Origin of the sequence: Streptomyces sp. NPDC051041 (assembly GCF_044456065.1) — a bacterium.
Taxonomy (GTDB): domain Bacteria; phylum Actinomycetota; class Actinomycetes; order Streptomycetales; family Streptomycetaceae; genus Streptomyces; species Streptomyces glaucus.
Genome location: NZ_JBITFM010000016.1, coordinates 1 through 16,503 on the forward strand (window position 1 = coordinate 1; position 16,503 = coordinate 16,503).

At 70.4% G+C, this 16,503-nt stretch carries 21 protein-coding genes and 2 pseudogenes; 4 read left to right on the top strand and 19 right to left on the bottom strand.

Annotated features, from left to right (window positions below; translation table 11 throughout):
* Positions 1-301 precede the first annotated feature (301 nt).
* Positions 302-673, top strand: a complete 372-nt coding sequence (locus tag ACIBAI_RS22295) for a hypothetical protein (RefSeq protein ID WP_399036709.1) — start codon at positions 302-304, stop codon at positions 671-673.
* 252 nt (positions 674-925) lie between these two features.
* On the opposite strand, the pseudogene ACIBAI_RS22300 reads toward ACIBAI_RS22295, so the two are convergent.
* From ACIBAI_RS22300 to ACIBAI_RS22320, 5 genes and pseudogenes are all read right to left on the bottom strand, one after another.
* Positions 926-1,175 (bottom strand): annotated as a pseudogene (locus ACIBAI_RS22300) (hypothetical protein).
* Between the two features lie 92 nt (positions 1,176-1,267).
* Positions 1,268-2,101, bottom strand: coding sequence for a hypothetical protein (locus ACIBAI_RS22305; protein ID WP_399036711.1), 834 nt, complete (start codon positions 2,099-2,101; stop codon positions 1,268-1,270).
* Positions 2,098-2,979 carry a sigma-70 family RNA polymerase sigma factor gene (locus ACIBAI_RS22310; protein ID WP_399036713.1) on the bottom strand — a complete coding sequence of 294 codons (882 nt, stop codon included), beginning with the start codon at positions 2,977-2,979 and terminating at the stop codon, positions 2,098-2,100. The genes ACIBAI_RS22305 and ACIBAI_RS22310 overlap by 4 nt, the downstream gene beginning before the upstream one ends.
* The gene (locus ACIBAI_RS22315) at positions 2,976-3,254 is read right to left on the bottom strand and encodes a hypothetical protein (protein ID WP_399036714.1); all 279 of its coding nucleotides are present in this window, start codon (positions 3,252-3,254) and stop codon (positions 2,976-2,978) included. The genes ACIBAI_RS22310 and ACIBAI_RS22315 overlap by 4 nt, the downstream gene beginning before the upstream one ends.
* Positions 3,255-3,647: 393 nt before the next feature.
* Positions 3,648-3,769, bottom strand: a pseudogene (locus tag ACIBAI_RS22320) (HNH endonuclease); the annotation flags it as partial.
* Between the two features lie 818 nt (positions 3,770-4,587).
* On the opposite strand from ACIBAI_RS22320, the gene ACIBAI_RS22325 reads away from it, so the two are divergent.
* On the top strand, positions 4,588-5,088 hold the full coding sequence (locus ACIBAI_RS22325) for a lamin tail domain-containing protein (RefSeq protein ID WP_399036716.1): 501 nt from the start codon (positions 4,588-4,590) through the stop codon (positions 5,086-5,088).
* Positions 5,089-5,537: 449 nt separating this feature from the next.
* A complete protein-coding gene (locus ACIBAI_RS22330) occupies positions 5,538-6,203 on the top strand; it encodes an HNH endonuclease family protein (RefSeq protein WP_399036718.1) in 666 nt (221 codons plus the stop codon).
* 41 nt (positions 6,204-6,244) lie between these two features.
* Here ACIBAI_RS22330 and ACIBAI_RS22335 read toward each other — a convergent pair whose 3' ends face one another.
* The 7 genes from ACIBAI_RS22335 to ACIBAI_RS22365 all read right to left on the bottom strand — a co-directional run bounded on the left by ACIBAI_RS22335 (position 6,245) and on the right by ACIBAI_RS22365 (position 9,966).
* On the bottom strand, positions 6,245-6,463 hold the full coding sequence (locus ACIBAI_RS22335; protein WP_399036720.1) for a DUF6417 family protein: 219 nt from the start codon (positions 6,461-6,463) through the stop codon (positions 6,245-6,247).
* A gap of 282 nt (positions 6,464-6,745) precedes the next feature.
* Positions 6,746-7,126 (bottom strand): toxin Doc, encoded by a 381-nt coding sequence (locus ACIBAI_RS22340; RefSeq protein WP_399036721.1) that lies wholly within the window; start codon positions 7,124-7,126, stop codon positions 6,746-6,748.
* A gap of 2 nt (positions 7,127-7,128) precedes the next feature.
* A complete protein-coding gene (locus ACIBAI_RS22345; RefSeq protein WP_399036722.1) occupies positions 7,129-7,377 on the bottom strand; it encodes an antitoxin MazE7 in 249 nt (82 codons plus the stop codon).
* A gap of 535 nt (positions 7,378-7,912) precedes the next feature.
* On the bottom strand, positions 7,913-8,212 hold the full coding sequence (locus ACIBAI_RS22350) for a hypothetical protein (protein WP_399036724.1): 300 nt from the start codon (positions 8,210-8,212) through the stop codon (positions 7,913-7,915).
* Between the two features lie 65 nt (positions 8,213-8,277).
* Positions 8,278-8,523: a hypothetical protein gene (locus ACIBAI_RS22355; protein ID WP_399036726.1), complete on the bottom strand. Its 246-nt coding sequence runs from the start codon at positions 8,521-8,523 to the stop codon at positions 8,278-8,280.
* Positions 8,524-8,562: 39 nt separating this feature from the next.
* Entirely contained in the window at positions 8,563-9,012 is a 450-nt protein-coding gene (locus ACIBAI_RS22360; RefSeq protein ID WP_399036728.1) for a hypothetical protein, read from the bottom strand.
* Between the two features lie 102 nt (positions 9,013-9,114).
* Entirely contained in the window at positions 9,115-9,966 is an 852-nt protein-coding gene (locus ACIBAI_RS22365; RefSeq protein WP_399036729.1) for a hypothetical protein, read from the bottom strand.
* An 87-nt stretch (positions 9,967-10,053) separates the two neighbouring features.
* Here ACIBAI_RS22365 and ACIBAI_RS22370 point away from each other — a divergent pair, with 87 nt between their 5' ends.
* Entirely contained in the window at positions 10,054-11,286 is a 1,233-nt protein-coding gene (locus ACIBAI_RS22370; RefSeq protein ID WP_399036730.1) for an MFS transporter, read from the top strand.
* A 79-nt stretch (positions 11,287-11,365) separates the two neighbouring features.
* Here the strand turns inward: ACIBAI_RS22370 and ACIBAI_RS22375 are convergent, their stop codons facing one another.
* The 7 genes from ACIBAI_RS22375 to ACIBAI_RS22405 form a co-directional block, all read right to left on the bottom strand.
* A complete protein-coding gene (locus ACIBAI_RS22375; protein WP_399036732.1) occupies positions 11,366-11,797 on the bottom strand; it encodes a hypothetical protein in 432 nt (143 codons plus the stop codon).
* A 32-nt stretch (positions 11,798-11,829) separates the two neighbouring features.
* Positions 11,830-12,522 (bottom strand): phytanoyl-CoA dioxygenase family protein, encoded by a 693-nt coding sequence (locus ACIBAI_RS22380; protein ID WP_399036734.1) that lies wholly within the window; start codon positions 12,520-12,522, stop codon positions 11,830-11,832.
* Between the two features lie 172 nt (positions 12,523-12,694).
* A complete protein-coding gene (locus ACIBAI_RS22385; RefSeq protein WP_399036735.1) occupies positions 12,695-13,174 on the bottom strand; it encodes a helix-turn-helix transcriptional regulator in 480 nt (159 codons plus the stop codon).
* Positions 13,175-13,202: 28 nt separating this feature from the next.
* Entirely contained in the window at positions 13,203-13,907 is a 705-nt protein-coding gene (locus ACIBAI_RS22390; RefSeq protein WP_399036737.1) for a hypothetical protein, read from the bottom strand.
* 63 nt (positions 13,908-13,970) lie between these two features.
* Complete coding sequence (locus ACIBAI_RS22395; protein ID WP_399036739.1) at positions 13,971-15,203, bottom strand: acyl-CoA dehydrogenase family protein; 1,233 nt, start codon at positions 15,201-15,203, stop codon at positions 13,971-13,973.
* A gap of 64 nt (positions 15,204-15,267) precedes the next feature.
* Complete coding sequence (locus ACIBAI_RS22400) at positions 15,268-15,921, bottom strand: GAF domain-containing protein (RefSeq protein ID WP_399036740.1); 654 nt, start codon at positions 15,919-15,921, stop codon at positions 15,268-15,270.
* Complete coding sequence (locus ACIBAI_RS22405; protein WP_399036742.1) at positions 15,921-16,502, bottom strand: GTP-binding protein; 582 nt, start codon at positions 16,500-16,502, stop codon at positions 15,921-15,923. Before ACIBAI_RS22405 ends, ACIBAI_RS22400 begins: the two co-directional genes overlap by 1 nt.
* Between the last annotated feature and the right edge of the window lies 1 nt (position 16,503).

A 16,503-nucleotide genomic window follows, 5' to 3' on the forward strand; every position in this document is an offset into this window, starting at 1 on the left:
TTCGTTGTCGCCCCAATCACCGCGACGAGCAGGCGGAATTGACTGATCCGTCACCAAACTCGAGAAGCGTCTTGACCAAAACCTTGTGAGCTGGGTTTCTTCCGCGAACCGGGAGGTCAGTTACCGGTTTTTTCGGCCAGGTTCAGATCTGTCGCGTCTACCGTCGGGCAGCGCTCAGCGGTCGTCGTTGCCGGTCATGGCGGGAAAGCACTGGAGAGAGAAGTTGTCTCGGAGAATCGGGGTGAGTATGAGGGGTACCTGCGTCCCCGCCTTCACGCACTGCACACTTGCCCCGTCCTGCATGCGTGGTCCCCAACCCGCGGCAACCACCTCCGTCGTGAAGGGCATCCCCGCGATGAGCACACCGGGCAGACGCACGCCCTGCTCCCCCTCCTCCCGCCGCCTCTCCCCCACCACACACCGGACCGCCCGCGCCGTCCAGCGGGCCGGGCGCCTGCTGTGCTGGAGCCTCGCCGCCGGCATGATCACCGCCTTCACCGACCTTCTGCTCGGCCCGCACACCGGCTGGTGGCACACACTGTGGCTCCTGCCCTGGTACCTCACCTGCCTGTCTGTTCCGGCCTGGGCCGTCCTCCGTGCCCGCGAGAAAGCCGCACACCGGCAAACGTCCGAGGACGAGGACTTCCACGACCAGTGGGACCAAGCCGCCTGACCGGACAACACCCCACCCGCCCACGACAGCCCCACCCGCCAAGTCAGCGGACACCACTGCGAGTGAGACGCGGATGTCGAAGGTGAGGTCGGTGGTCCTGGCCAGCGGGGCGAAGAAGGGCAAGACCGGCATCCCCCTGGTTACGAGGAGAACGATCCGCGCCTCCGACGGGCGGCTCCTGCTACCCGACGATCGGCGCGCTGCTCACGCCTCCCAGCGTGCACCGAGCCGGACGGGGGGCGAGCCGGGGCGTCAGGGAGTGTCGCCGGTCCAGTCCCAGCGGTCCGGGTCTCCGGGCGCGGGTCGTACAGGGCCCGGCCACCGGCACCGAACGCCCCAGTGCGGTGGCCAGCGCGACGCCGGTGCCAGCCTCGTCGGGCGTCCAGCCGGTGACATCCGGCAGCAGGCCGTCCAGCGGGCCGCCGATCAGCTCGGCGTAGCGCCGGTCGGGTCGTGTGCCGGGGTGGTCGTGGTCGGCGCCGTAGACCCGGCGATGCAGCAAGTGGCTCCGTGGCCAGCGTGGGACAGCGTTCGGACGGGGTTGGGCCGGCCGCAGTGGCCCCCGCGACACGTGGTCCCGGGGGCGTGGCGTCTTCAGCGGGTTGCGGCCTCGTCGATCTGGCGGTGGTTTCGCCGCTCGGAGGGCTCGGTCTCTCGCCGTCGGGTGGGGCGGGTCTGGCGGCGTGCCGGGAGGTCGCTGGGGCGGTCGGGCCGTTTCGCGGCTGCGGCCAGCCGGGCGCGGATCTGGTGAGCGAAGCCGGGTCCGGGCAGGGGCAGTTCGCTGTCGGGTTCGCGGAGGTAGCCGACGGCCACGGCGATGGGCATGTAGGTCATCAGTTCCGCGACCACGGCCGACCGGGGCCGGGACACGTGGCCGGCCAGGCGGCGCAGGACGCGCAGCAGCGTGGTGGTGGAGGCGCCGTCGCCGTCTTGGAGGACGGCGGGCACCATGTCGTCGTCCCACAGGACAGCAGTGCGCCTGCGGGTGGTGCGGGTGGTGGGCTTGGGCTGTACTTCGTTGGTCTGGGTGTGCCACCAGCGGGCGGCGTGGGTCTCGCCGAGGGCGAGGTGGTGGAGGTAGAGGCAGTAGGCGGCGGCGGGCTGGCCGGCGCCGGCGGCGTACTGCCACCAGAAGCGGGCGCCGTCGTCGGTGTCGGTCAGCTGCAGCACGCAGGCCAGGACCAGTGCGCTGCGGGGTTCGGGGACCTGGTCGGTGATGAAGGCGGCGACGGCGGTGGCCGGGGTGTGGCGGATCACGGTTTCGCACAGGGCCTTAAGGTCCGCGGCCGCCGCGGTGTTCGGCGTCTGTCCTGCTGCGGTGACCGGCCGGACGGAGGGGCCGGTGTCCTGGGGCTGGGCAGTGTCGCGGGGGACGGTGCGGTCGGGGGCGAGCAGGGCCCTGGAGAGGATGTCTTGGAGTGTGGTCACGGGGTGGGTCCTTCGGTCGCGGGCGGCTCGAGGGTGTCGGCCAGGAAGCGGCAGGCGTGGCGTTCGGCGGACCGTACGGTGGCCAGGGAGACGCCGAGGAGGTCGGAGACCTTCTGGGGCGGATAGCCGCACATGTGCCGCAGCACCATGACGTCGAGCTGGGTGTCGGGCAGGCGGCTGATGGCGGCGAACAGCTCCAGGCTCTCGGCCAGCTGGGCGGCCTGGCCCTCGGCGGAGCTCTCCTCGCGCAGGGCGACGGTGTCGAAGGCGGCCTCGCCCAGCACGGGCCGCTCATCCCGGTAGTCGGCCCGGGCCTTGACCGTGGCGCGCAGCAGGTTCCAGGAAAAGCGGCGGATGTCGGGGCTGGCCAGGGCCTCGTCGAAGCTCAGCCAAAGGATGGCGAAGGCGTCTTCCACCGCGGCGTCGCGGGCGTCGCCGGTGAGGAAGGCGCCGGCGTAGGCGAGGTAGCCCTCCCGGACCGTCAGACGCAGAGCGCCGTGTTCCAAGGGAGGGCCGGGGTGGGTGGTAGCCACGGCGGTGCTTCCCTCGGTGGACCGGTCGACCCAGTCACGGCTCTTGCCGGCGTCCAGGGCAGCCTGCCTCCACAGCCGGTACAGCGGCCAGCCGGGGAGGTCGAGGACGACGGCCAGGCGGTGGATGACCTCCCAGCGGGGGTAGTGCCCGACGCCGCGCAGCAGCTCGGACAGCTTGGACTTGGCCAGCAGCACATGAAAGCTGAGGTCGCTGAGGGTCTGGCCGCTGGCCAGGTACCGCTCGCGGGTCGGCTCCAGCCAGGCACGGTGCAAGGTGCCGACCGTGGCCGCAATCGGGCCCAGCTTGCGGCCGGGACGGGCCGGAGGCGGCTCGGAAGTGCTCACGGGGCGCCGTCCTCCTCGTCGGGCACCGGCACCACATGGTGCCCGGAGGCCGATGTGCTGCGCGGGCGGGTTCCGCGCAGGACCTGGTTGACGGTCAGCCCCAGGATCGGGGCCAGCCCGGCGATGAGGGAGGCATGTCCCATCGCCGCCATCGCAAGGCTCCAGGCGAACACCGCCAGCACCAGCGCCAGCACCGTTGCTGCCGCTATGCGTTTCCTGCTCATGAACGTCCTCGTCTTGATGTCGGTCAGGCGCAGGCATCCGGAAGAGACCACGCCAAGGGAAGCCCTCCAACGAACGGGTGCCGAACCGCCGTTGAGGGATCTTCAGCATGGACCGAGGAACGTAGATCACGCGACGTGATCACGAAATCACGGAACATTAGGAGTCGCGGGCGGTCAGCCACGACCCGGGAGATGACCAAACCGGTGCACGTAGAGCACACCTCGGACACCCGGCAGGCGAAGTTCCCAGTTCTCCTTGCAATCGGTCACGGCACACCGTCATATGGAGACAAGACACCTCGGTGTCGGTCCTTCCCATCCGGAAGAACTGCGCGCCCCCGTGCCGAAGAAAGAGGGGACCGCGCCACGCGCCCCGCCCGGCCTGAGATAGAGGCCGGGCGGGACAGCGCACCCCTCAAAGGGGGAAACGACCGTAACGCAGACCACCGACAACGCCCCCACAGCCTCGGCGATCAGGACCTCTGCCCGAGTGTTGCAGCCGTCGGAGGAGCTGACGCCGGCGTTCAAGGGCGGAAGGCGTCCCGGTCGTAGCCCTCACGGGACTCGACCCCACCGGCAGGGGGCGATGGCCTCGCTCAACCGCCCGTCACCCATCACGCCGCACAGGCCGCATCCACAACCGCCCGCATCGCAGCGGAGACGACAAGGGGAACACGCAGCCCTGATTCCGCCGAGCCATACCGCGTAGGCTGAGTCAGCCGAAACCGACAACATCGGAGGCCCACCCCTTGCCAAGACCCATCAGCAAAGTAGTGGCAAAGCCCTGACAGCAGAGCAGGTCGGAAAGGGTTCTCTCCGCGCGAGCGGAGGTGAGCCGCCCTGCTCAATCTGCTGACCTGGCACTACTACGTTCTCTCCGCGCGAGCGGAGGTGAGCCGGACAACTCATGAGCATCCGTACCCTGTCCCACGTCTTCCCCGCCAACGCGGGGGTGTTCCGAAGTCGAACATCACGCCGGAGGCGTTGAATCAGAAAGACCCCCGGCACGACGAAGTCCCACCCCGCAAGGCGGGATGGGACTTCGTGATCCGAGCGCCGGGCAGGCCTTGCACCTGCATCTCCCCGCAGGAAGCGGGGCGTCTTTCCTTGGACCACCAACGCACCACCGGCAACCGGAGGGTCCCGGCAACCAGCTCAAGATCAACATAGCACGGAAGGCCGATCCGGCCCACCCACACCGGCAGAACTCCCAGCCGATGAAAGCTGCCAGGAACCAGAAACTTCCGCGGCGGAGGGGGCTTCCGCCGCACCGCGGCCGCCACCGCGCCGGCCTCCCGTTCGTTTTGGCCAGCTTGGCCGCCGGTAAGCCCGTATCACTTGTATGCTCCTGACGCTTCATTCGCACCACTGAGGGGGGATCCTCATGCGTATCCACCGTGTCCTGACCGCCGCTGCGGCCACCGCCGCCGTCGCCGCGCTCGGCTTCGCCGCTGTCCCGGCGCAGGCCGCCGAGTACTCCTCGGCCCTGAAGATCAAGGGCATCCAGTACGACGCACCGGGCCGGGACTCCAACAAGTGCTCCGGCGGCAACACCAAGGACGAGTACCTGACGATCAAGAACTACTCGAAGACCGCGAAGGTCAACCTCAAGGGCTACGTCGTCAAGGACGCCGCGGGCAACAAGTTCACCTTCAAGAACAGCCACACTCTCGAGCCCGGCGACTACATCAAGCTGCGCGGCGGCAAGGGCACCGACTCCGACGCGGGCAACGTCGTCTACCGCCAGAACTGCAACTTCATGTGGAACAACGACAAGGACACCATCTACTTCTACAAGCCCTCCGGCGCCCGGGCCGACGTCCACTCCTACACCAAGACGGCCAACGACCGCGACGGCAACGGCTACATCAACTACCACGGCTGACCCCCGAACCGGCCGTCCCTCCAGGGCGGGCCGCACCGAGCCACGGCCGGATCAGGCAGCCGGCCCCCTGCGCAGCCCGGAACGGGGACCACAGGTCCCCGGCAACCGCCACCGGACCTGACCGTGGCCACCGATCTCCGGCCAGCACAGCACAGGCCAGTCCTTCAGAAGCGGGCGGGCCCGGACAGGGAAAAACAGAACCCCGTGTTCCCGCCTGCAGCACGCAGGCGAGGACACGGGCCTCTGTCTGCACAGCCCGGGCAGGTGCTGCCCGGGCCGGCAGGCCCGGGCAGCACCTGCCCGGGCCTGCCGGCCCGGCCGCCGGTCAGGACGCGCACCCCGCAACGGCACTGGGGAGCCGACCGGGCCGGTACGACCAGTGCACTCACACAGGTGACGTCCCGGGTGAACCGCTGCTGTGCGCCGTCGCCGGCCGCTATCAACAGCACATGGCCACCCCTGTGCTGCGTGCTCTCACCGCCGCCCTTCTCGCTGTCCTGTCCCTTGCCGCCTTCCCCACGACCGCGCGCGCCGTCGAGCAGGCGCTCCCCCTGGCCGACGCCGTCGCCCGCCTGCCCGCGGGCAGCGAGTCCCGGGAGGGCTACAGCCGCGACAGCTTCCGCCATTGGAACGCCGGCGCCGATCCGGCCGACGGCTGCAACACCCGCGCCGAGGTCCTCCTCACCGAAGCCGTCGAGCCGCCCGCCATCGGGCCCGGCTGCCGCCTGACGGGCGGGCGCTGGTTCTCCTACTACGACGCAACCTGGGTGACCTCCGCCTCCAGTCTGGACATCGACCACATGGTCCCCCTCGCCGAAGCCTGGGACTCCGGAGCCTCCGCGTGGAGCGCCCGGCGCCGCGAGGCCTACGCCAACGACCAGGGCGCCGCCGCCAGCCTGGTCGCGGTCACCGCCGGCTCCAACCGCTCCAAAGCCGACCAGGACCCCGCCCAGTGGCTGCCGCCCGCCACCGACACCCACTGCCGCTACGCCGCCGAATGGACCGGCACCAAACTCCGCTGGAACCTCACCGCCGACACCACCGAACTCGCCGCCCTCCACCAGCTGGCCGCCGCCTGCCCCAACCAGACCGTCACCTACCAACCCGCCCCCTGATGGCCACCGCCGCGCCGGTCACAGCCGGCCCCGGCCCGGGCTCAGTTCTCCGAGGGGATACGAACCGCGATGGCCTTCGCCAGCCGGTCCGCCTCCCGCGACAGCGGCCCGCCCTCCTGCGACACGCACACCAGCAGCCGCAGCACGTCGTACGCCTCCTGCAGCGTCAGCAACGCCAGGCGCTCGGCCGTCTCCACCGGCGCGCAGAGGATCTTGTCCAGGTCGCTGCCGTCGGGGTCGATGTGCTCGTCATGGTCCATGACCGGGCAACGTATCCGGGCCCGCTCCGGTCACGCAGGGGTGTTCCGACGATCCGCGACTTGCACGGCTTGGTGCCGGCGTCCTCCCCGCCGACGCGAGGGTGATCCGGATCAGGCGATGGTGCTCGCCGACCGGATGAGGTCCTCCCGCCGAGTGGGGGCCGACTGGGTGGGTCTCGGCTGCTTCCCGCACCCGCGGGGATGCTCCCCGCCCCTGGTGACACCACCAGGGGTGTCGGCAAGGGGCGCTTCCGGCGCGGTTCTTGCCGTTGGGCCGGGGCGCTATCCGGGAAGGTGCATGGATCGGAGTCGGTCGGCGATGTCGTAGACGGTCAGGCGTAGTGCCCGGATGTCGGTGATCAGGTCGCGCCACGGTTCGTATGTGCCATCGATGGTCTCGCCGGAGGCGCGGATGTAGGCGATGGCGACGCCGTAGGCGAAGTACTCGTTGCGGGCCGGCAGTGGTCTGGTGAGCACGATCTGCTCGAGGAGGGCGGCGGCCCGCCAGTAGGCGTCGGGGGTGCCGACGTCGATGTGGGGGGTGTTCACCCGGTGGCGGGCGACGGCGGCGACGAGGGCCGAGTAGTCGCTGACGGCGAGGTGTTTGCCGAGGAGTTCTTCCTGTCGGTCCAGGAGCCAGCGGATGTCGATGTGCAGGTCCAAGGTCAGGCCGCCCGGTGGGTGTGGTGTGGGGTGTCGGGAAGGCCGCCGAAGTCGCGGTCGAAGGCTTCGGCGATGCCGGGCTGGGTGATGGCTTCGCGGAAGGCGGTGGTGGCGGTGCCGAGTTTCAGCTGGTTCTCTTCCTGAATGGCGAGGTCGGCGAGGAGAGCGCGGATGCTGGTGCCTCGGGCGGCGGCGATGGCGGCGAGCCGGTCTCGGGTTTCGATGTCGATCTTCACGGTCGTGTCAGCCATACCACCGAGTATACGAACGCGACTACCTCCATGAATACCTTTTGGGAAGGGCGCCCACCACGTCGGCGCCGCGCCCCCTTCACCCTCCAGCAGCAGACAGGAGGGGTGGGCCGAGTGCACTGTGGCGTCGAGCTGGAAGGAAGCGCCCGTGCGCCCCTCCAGCCACCTTCCGGCCGCGGCCGTCCCGCTGGACCGTCGACTTCATGGGGCATACCGGGGGAACGTGTGCGGGCCGCGGGGACGGCACGGACTGCCCGAACGGGGAGGACGCCGTCGTGGACGGGGTGCGGTGCGAAGAGTGTCGGCACTACTGGGAGCTGGCCGAGACCGAGCCCGGCCGGCGGGCCGTGGCCGACGACGGGCTGACGCGGCCGCTCGGGGACCCGTAAGAAGCCGGACCGGGGACAGCAGCGTAGACACGGGTGCATGCGGCCTGCCGAGTCAAGGCCGTGCCGGGGCTCTGACCGCCCAAGGAGCGTTTCACTGAACCGCACCGGTCCGAATGGAGACTCCGGTCAAGCCGGTGCGGTTCAGGTCAGTACGTGATGACGAGGCGGACGGACGGCTTGTCGATGATGTGGCCGCCGGTCAGTTTCTCGTCAGGGGTTGCGGCCGGGTAGGCGCTGGTCGACGGCAGGAGGCTGCGGTCGTTGTTCCACGCGTGCAGGTGCGCAGCCATCCGCTCGGCCATCTCCGGACCTGCGGGCCCGTACCCGGCGGTGCCGAGCCGGTACCGCTTGCCATCCGGGGCCTCCGCTGGTTCGAGGATGAGGTAGGCCAGCGAGTCACCGTAGGCGAGGGCCGGACTCAGGGCGGGGATGGCCGGCCGGTGCACTCCCGCGGGAGTGGCGAACGCCTCGGGGCGGACGGTGATGCGGCAGGTCGCTGGGTCAGCTGCGCTCAGGCGGAGCCAGATCCCAATCCGATCGTGCAGACCGTCCAGCGCAGGATGTGGGCGTAGCGGGGGGCGTCCGGCTTGGGGGCGAGGGTCAGGCCGGTAATGACGAGTCCACCCGCTTCGGCGGTGGAGGCCACAGTCCAGTGGAGTGTGCCCAGCGCCACGAGGACACCGAGCACGCCGAAGGCGGTGAGGCACAAGCCGGCGGCTTCGCGGGCGAGGGCCCTGGAGGTTCGCTGAGTAGTCACGCCGCGCACCATGAACAGCGTGCGGCGTTAGTGTCGCGCTCAGCGCTTGGGACGGGACACCCCCGACGCGTAGGCGCCGATGCCGCGCCGGTTGATGGTGCCGCCGGGGATGATCCGCGCGTTCGCGGGCGGAATGGGGATTTTCCGCTTCGCGCGCTTGCTCTGGTCCCCGCCGATCAGGTGCGTGTTGTCGATTTTCGCGGCGTAGTCGTCGCCCCGGAGCTCGTCGTACGGGCGGCGGCAGCCCTTGCAATACACCTCGAGCGCGTCGACGCGCTGCCCTTCGGCGGTCTTGAAGCTGCCCCGGAAGTCGGCGACGCGCGCGATCTTCGGGGTCACCTCGATCTCAGCAGCTACGACCCACACGTGGGAGAGATCCGGCTTCTTCTCCGGAGCCAACGGGTCCTGGGAGTCAAGCCAGGCGAACAGGCTTTCCTGCGGATGGGAGCGGCCGGTTTTGGTCGAGAGGGGGGCCGTCGCGGTCGTCACCGTTTCTCCGGGTCACTGGGGGTTGGCATAAAGCGCAACCCCCTTCACCACCGGAACGTCAATAGCTGTGTTCTGTTACACCTGCCCCGTCCAGTTGCGGTTCTACGCGGCGTTGCGGAGCAGGGCCGCAAGCTCAGCCGCAGTCGGCCTGCTGTCGGCGGGTGCCGTGAGCACCTCACCGAGAACGCCCTGGGCGCCGGGCCACACTCGGACATCACACAGAGGGATGCGCCGCGCTCCGATGACTCGCCGTAGCACTGCGGCTGTCAGCCTGGCGGGATCAAGACCGATTGCGTCATAGGCGAGGGGCCAGGCGCCGGTGATCGCCCACCACAGGGACGCGGCCACGGTGTAGACCTCAGCCGGCCTGCTCGTCGTCACCGGCCACTCCCCAGCCTCCACGGCCGCTGCCGTCTCCGGGGCCAGCAGGTGGGGCATACCCCCGCGGAAGAGGTGGGATGGTCCCAGGTGCGCGGGGTGCCACGCCCATGAGCAGTCGATGAGGGCCACCCCCTCTGCCGTGTGGATCGCGTGTCCGGGCTGGAGGTCGCCGTGGACCCACCCGGCCGCGTGCAGCTCGGCGACCGCCCCGCACACCCCCACGACGTACCGCCTGGCGGACTCAAAGTCGCCTCTGCCCGCGCGAACGTCCAGCAGCGCCTCCCAGGTGGAAGGCCCGTCGTACCAGGGCGTCACCATCCACGCCGCTGTCTCACCGCGCCCATGCGCGAGCAGCCGGCCCCGCCCCATGGCGTGCAGCACAGTGGCCTCCCGCGCCGTGATCACGGCACCCTCCGGGCCCGTGCCCACCTTCACCGCCACCGTCCCCCGCGGCCCGGCCGCCTTCCACACGGCGGAGCCGCGCCGGTCGCTGATGAGCTGGAAGTCCGTGCCATCGCCACACACTGCCCGTACCGCAACCCCCGCCTCCGGTGGCACCGTTTCCGTTTTCATGTCCCGTCCTTCCTCGGCCGTGTCCTAGGGTGTCTGTCGTCCCGGAGGCACCAGGCCGGGACTTCGTGCTTTCCGGCGGGAGTGATCTTGGAGTACGTCCGGCTGCTACGCCGTCGCCGCATCCTCGCCCTGTGGGGCGCGCAGTCCCTCTCCGTGTTCGGTGACCGCCTGTACGCCATGGCGATCATGTGGATCGCGTGGGAGCAGTCCGGTGCGGCAGCCATGGGGCTGGTCGCGGTCGCGGAGTCCGTGCCGTACGTCGTGATGGGAACCGTCGGCCGACGGATCATGGACCGCTTCGCGTCCCTCCAGGCGCTCGCCGTGGTCGACGCCGTCCGCGTCGCCCTCGTCGCCGCGCTCCCGTGGACGTGGGACGTCGGCGGCACCCCGGCGATGCTCGCCCTGGCCGCTCTCCTCGGCCTGGCCGGTGCCATCTTCGACCCCAACCTCGGCGCCCTGGTGCCGGACCTCGTGAAGCCGGGCGAGGTCCAGGCCGTCACCGGGCTCATGGATCTCACCGGACGCATTGCCCGCATCGTCGGCCCCGGCGCCGCCGGTGCCCTCCTGGTCGTGCTCCCGGAGCGTGCCTTGTTCCTCCTGGACGCCGCCACGTTCGCGGTGTCCGCCGTGGTGCTGGCCATGCTCGGCCGGACCGCTGGCCGGCCCGCAGCCACCGGACCGATGCCCTCGGCGGAGGCCGCCGAGCTCCGCGCCCGTGCCCTGCTGAGGGAGCACCCTGCCACCGCAGCAGCTATCACCGTGCACGGCTGGGGCATTCTCGCCCAGGCTGTGGCCCTGGCCATGCCCGCCCTTCTGGTCGCCCAGTTCGACGCCGGCGCCGGGGCGTACGGCCTGGTCCTGGCCGCCACCGGAGCGGGCGCCCTGGCCGGAAACCTCGTCGCGGGCAACGTGCGGCTCCCAGGGAGTCCGCCCGTCCGGTACTGCCTGCTGTGGGCGGCCTCCGGCCTGCTCCTGGCCGCCACCGGCTCGGCGGGTAGCCTGCCCGTCCTCCTGCTCATCTCGGCGGCCTCCGGGGCCGTGGCGCCGTTCCTCGGGGTCACGCTGCAAACCCACCTGGCCGGGTTCCCGCCGCCCGCGCGACGGCGTCTGATGTCTGTCGACCTGACCGTGATCCGTACCGCGGGGACCGCGTCCATGCTCGTTGTCCCGGCCGCCGCAGCGTCCTCGCCGACCGTCGGTTTCTGGGCCGGCGGCCTGGCCACGGCCGCGGTGTCCGTCGCCGGCGCGGCAGCGGCCTGGCGCTGGGGCCGCCGCCTGGCAGCGGCCGTCAGCGACACGCCCGTCCTCTCCCGCGACTAGAGCAGCCACGGCACCCCTCCCTGTGCGCAAGGGGGCGGCCGGGCTCCGCGAGGCCCGGCCGCCGTAGTGCCGGCTCAGATCACGCCGCGAGCCGCGTCCAGTGCTCGACGGTGATGTTCTCCAGCGGGATGCCGAGCTGCTGGTAGATCCGCTGGTGCATGGTGCCGAACCAGGCGTCGCGCCGGTCGTCGAAGAACTCCTGGTCGTACCAGGCCACGCCCAGGATCACGGTGCCGCCGCCGTTCGGGTTGTCCTGCTCGGCCTCGAAGTAGGTGGCTTGCCAGTCCCAGAGCATCAGCTCCTCCGGCCGCTCGCGCAGCCGCTTGTCGGACTCCTCCAGGGCCGCGATGCAGCGGCGGGCGGTCGCCTCGTCCGGGCAGTAGTAGGTGCACTCGCTGCGCGCGATGACCGTTTTCCCGGCCCGGCGCGCGGCGTCGGTGTCCTCTCCGTTGAGGACCCGCACGCGGGTGTCCGCGCCGAGGTCGAGCGCTTCCTGCACGATTGCAGACATGTGTCTGCCTCCTTTGTCTCGATGGGTTGGAGCTACCAGCCAGCCCCGCTGATCGGGGTCAGGCTGGGGCTTGAGCCGTCGCGCATCCGGACACCGCCAGGCGCGACGAAGCGAATGTTCAAACCGACGCGGACTTGATCGCCGCGGTTGGAGAGCGAGCGGTGCAGCAGCCGCACGTCCATCAGCAGCCCACTGCCGGCATCGACCGGTACAGGCACACCGCGGGTGGCGTCGGAGATGCGGGTTTGAAGCGCCCGACCACGGGACGCGCCGGTGGCGTCCTCGGCGCCGTACGGCAGGTAGCCGGCCCGCTGCGATCCCGGCGCGACGTGCAGGCACCCGGAGGTCACGTCCGCGTCTGTGAGGGCGAGCCACGCCGCGACGGACCTGTCCGGGTCCAGCTCCAGCCGGTCGTTGATGCCGTCCTGGTGCCACGGCACCTCGAAGGACCGCCCCGGCCATTTGATGACCAGGAACGTGTTCTCCACCGCCACGTCCGGGCCGATCAGGTTCTGGACGGCGGTCAGCAGCCGATCGGCCCGGACCGCGGACTGCGCCCATGACTCTGTGAGATGCGGGTTACGCAGGACCTCCTGGGAAGCGCTGCGGTGGCGTGCGGCAAGTTCCGCAGCCCAGGCCCGAGCCCGGGCGGGCGCACTCCATGCGGGCACGAGCCGATGCCCAGCGGGGCCCAGTAATCCGTCGGTTCCGCTCTCGTCGACCATCGGAGACGTTCCTTCTTGTCGGTGAGGTGGATGGACCCCGGCGCGGGACGATGACCTTGCTGTGAGGGAGCACGATCCGGTCAGTAGTTCCCGCGCCGGGAGCTGTGCCTGCCCGGCGTCCCAGGTCGAGGGCGTCCGAGCCGCCAGGCAGGGGTCTATGCGGCGGGCGCGCTCACCGGCTCACGCCGGCCGGTGCTGCGGCGCTCGGGTGGGCTCCCAGCAGCTTCCACGCATGGGCCAGGGCAACGAGCTGGGTGGGGTTGGCCGCTCCGGTCTTTTGGAGCAGCTCCTGAAGTGCGTGGCGGAAACCAGCGGCGGGGACACCGGCGGCGACCACGAGGTCGATGGGCTTGCTCTGCTCGGCGAGCGCTCGCAGAAGCTGCTGCTCCTTCGTGCTGAGATCCGGTGCCGGCATGTCCGTCTTGGGCGGCGCCACCTGCCCCGAGACGAGGAGGGAGTGCACAAGGACCGGTACCGGGCACCCGGGCGGGCAGTCGAGCTTTTTCCGCAGCCGACGGATGTGGGTGCGGACCGTGGCGGGCGCCATGCGTGTTGCGACGGCGATGTCGCGGGGGGATAAGCCGCGGACGAGGTAGCCGGCAGCGCGCTGTTCGCCGGGCGACAGGGGCATGGTCGGGGCGGTGACGGTCACGGTGGGATTCCAGGTGGTTCCGGGAGAGTCAGGTGGGGCGGCTGACCGCCGGGAGGTCCTGCGCCAGCTGGGCGAGGCGCTGCGCCAAGAGGCGGGCCTGGGGGGTGGTCAGGTCGAGCGTGGCGTGGTCGGGAGCGTGGGCGCACCCTGGAACTGCTGTCGCGCGGGCTGTGGATTGGACCACGCCGGTTATGAGCCATTTGAGCCGGTCTGCGAGCCGGCGCATTCCCTCGCGATCGTGCAGTTGGAGGCCTTCGGCGATGCTGGGCGCGCCGAGGAGGGAAGCCAGTTTGACCACCGCGTCCAAGCCGTCGCCGGGCAGGATGAGCTCGATGGCGTGCGGCCCCTGAACCAGGGCGTCGCCGGTCACGAGGTGGTAGTCCAGAAGGCCATCCAACTGGGTGGCGGTGGTGTGAACGCGGATGAGCGGCTCCAGGAAGACTTCGATGAACCGCTCCACGGAGGCCGATGTGGGCAGGGTGAGGACGATGTCGTAGGCGTCGTTGAACGCGGCAGCACCCTCAATGTCGGCCCTTTTCAGCCACTCAGTGGCCGCTTTGACGGTGCGGTCGAAGGGGGCCTTGCTGCTGCTGAGCACCGTGAGGTCCAAGGCGCGCCCGTCCTTCGCGACGGTGACCCGCGCAGCAAATTCGGCCAGTGCGAGGGCGTCTTCGAGGTCCTGCTGCAACGAGGCGGCCGATCGCGGCAGCGCTGCTGCCATGGAGAAGTTCATGGTCGTCTTTCCTCGGTCGGTTCGGCAGGGAAGGAAGAGGGGGTTGGCCCGTACGGGGAGCGGTCACACGGCGCTGTGATCAAGCTGTGGCTCGCCGCTGTCGGCGGTGAAGAGCTGGGACCACTGGGGGGTGCCGGTCTGGAGGGCGTCGTCGGCCAGACGGATGCGCTGGACTTCGCCGGTGCCCGCGGGTGCGTAGGTGCACTGGATGTCGCGCCACAGGCGTTGCAGGGGGTAGTCGGTGGCCAGGGCGTGGGCGCCGTGCAGTTCCATGGCGTCCTGGCCGGAGGCGACGGCCCATTGGTGGCCGAGGTACTTGGAGTTGATCAGCTCGGCGTCGCAGGGCAGGCCCTGGTCGAGGAGGTGCACCGCCTGGTAGGCCAGGGTGCGGGCGGCCCGTAGCCGGGCCTGCATGCCGCCGAGGCGGTCGCGCAGGACGGGCAGGTCGTACAGGGTGCCGTCGTAGCGGCGGCGTTCCCGCAGGAACTGGGTGGTGGTCTCCACGATCGCCTCGTGCAGGCCGAGACTGACTGCGGCGAGGTTGGGCCGCCCGTACAGGATGCTGCTGCTCTGCGCCACGCGCATGCCTGCGTCGATGCGGCCGAGCATGTTGGCGGCGGGCACGCGTACGCGGTCGAGGTCCAGGCGGCCGAAGGAGAAGCCATGCAGGCCCAGCGCGGGGCGGTGGGGCCGCACCACCAGCCCGGGGCGGTCGTGCTCGACCAGGAACGCGGTCAACGCCTGCGAGGTTCGCGTACCGGGCGGGGCGGTGCGGGCGATGACGATGTGGACGTGGGCCAGGTGGCTGTTGCCGACGTGGACCTTGCTGCCGGTGATCACCCAGTCGTCGCCGTCGCGCACGGCGACGGTCTCTATGCCGCCGATGTGCCCGCCTGTCTCCGGCTCGGTCACCGCAATCGAGAACAGCACCCTCCCGCGGGCGGCCGGCGGCAGCCACTGCTTCTTCTGCTCCTCGGTGGCGAAGTGCAGCAGCGCGGCCACCGGGATCAGACCGGCTTGCAGGACCGCGGCCGCGGCCCCGGACACGGCAGCGATGCGGTGGATGAGGATGGTTTTGGCGACGTGGCCGGCGCCCATGCCGCCGTACGCCCGCGGGATCGTCACTCCGAACCATCGCCGCTCACCGAAGACGGGCGAGACATCGCGTTCAACCCGCTCGGGGGAGTTCTCCATGCGCTGCACGAACGGGGCGATCTCGTCGCGGGCAACGGCATCGGCCTGCCGGTGCAGCGCTTCGTGTTCGGCGGTCGGGTGCGGGACGGGTGCGGTGGACATGGTCGGTGCCTCTCCCTCATGTGGTCGCAAGACGGGGTGCGGCCAGGGCCCGGTGCAAGGTGAATCAGGAAGCGGGCGTCCTGTCGGTGATGACGGTCATGACTTCGGCTCCGGCGGCTGTGACGATGTCCCGCAGCCGCCGGGCGTCCTGCAGAAGGCGCGGTTCGGGATCGACGATGCAGACGGTGCCCAGGGTGATGCCGCTGTCGGCGTGGATGAGGGGCGCGCCGAAGTAGCTCTGGATGCCGATGGCGTCGACCACCGGGTTGCTGGAGAAACGCGGGGCGGCGTGCACGTTGTGCAGGGGCAGGGCCTTTTTGCGCTGGACGACCTCCGGGCACCAGCCGTGCCGCAGGTCCATCGTGCGTCCGACGATCGGGTGGCCGCTGCCCTGGGGCGGGTTGCACAGGCCGATGAAGGTCTGCTTGTCCAGGAACAGGTTGACCATTCCGTACAGGAATCCGGCATCGGCGGCCATCCGGGTGGCGATGCCGTCGAAGACGGGATCAGGGTTCGTGGGCAGGCCCAGGCGGCGGATGAGGCCGCTACGGGCGGGCAGTTCCGCCAGCTTCTGGGCCGTCTCGCCACTGACGGTGCCCGGGGTGATCAGGCCGGCGGGCGGGGTGATGGTCTCGGCGGGCTGCCGGCCGGGAACGGTGCGCGGATCGCGCACCATCGGCCGGCTCGGCAACCGGGGCGGGCCAGACTCGTAGGTCATCAGGCATCCAGGAGGGGGGAATCAGACGGGCGGGCGGGGGTGGCCGGCGTGGTGGTCAGGGCGTGGCGGACCAGGGTGAGCAGGACTGTGGCGACGGAGGAGGTGTTGCGGGCGTCGCAGGTGACGACGGGCACTTGGGGCGGCAGGTTGAGAGCGGCGCGTACCTCGTCGCGGTCGTAGCGGTGGGCGCCGTCGAATTCGTTGACGGCGACCAGGAAGGGAAGGCCGATCTGCTCGAAGAAGGAGACCGCAGTGAAGCTGCTCTCCAAGCGGCGGGTGTCGACCAGGACGACAGCGCCGACCGCACCCGCGGACAGGTCGTACCAGATGTCCAGGAATCGCTCTTGGCCCGGCGTGCCGAACAGCAGCAGCTCCAGCGGCACGGGCACGTCCAGCGACAGGCGGCCGAAGTCGAAAGCCACCGTGGTGGTGGTCTTCTCCTCCACGCCGGTCAGGTGGTCGGTGGCGGCGCCGGCCTGGGTGAGGTATTCCTCGGTGGTCAGCGGCGGGATTTCGCTGATGGCTCCGACGAACGTCGTCTTGCCGACACCGAACCCGCCGGCCACCACGGTCTTCAGCACC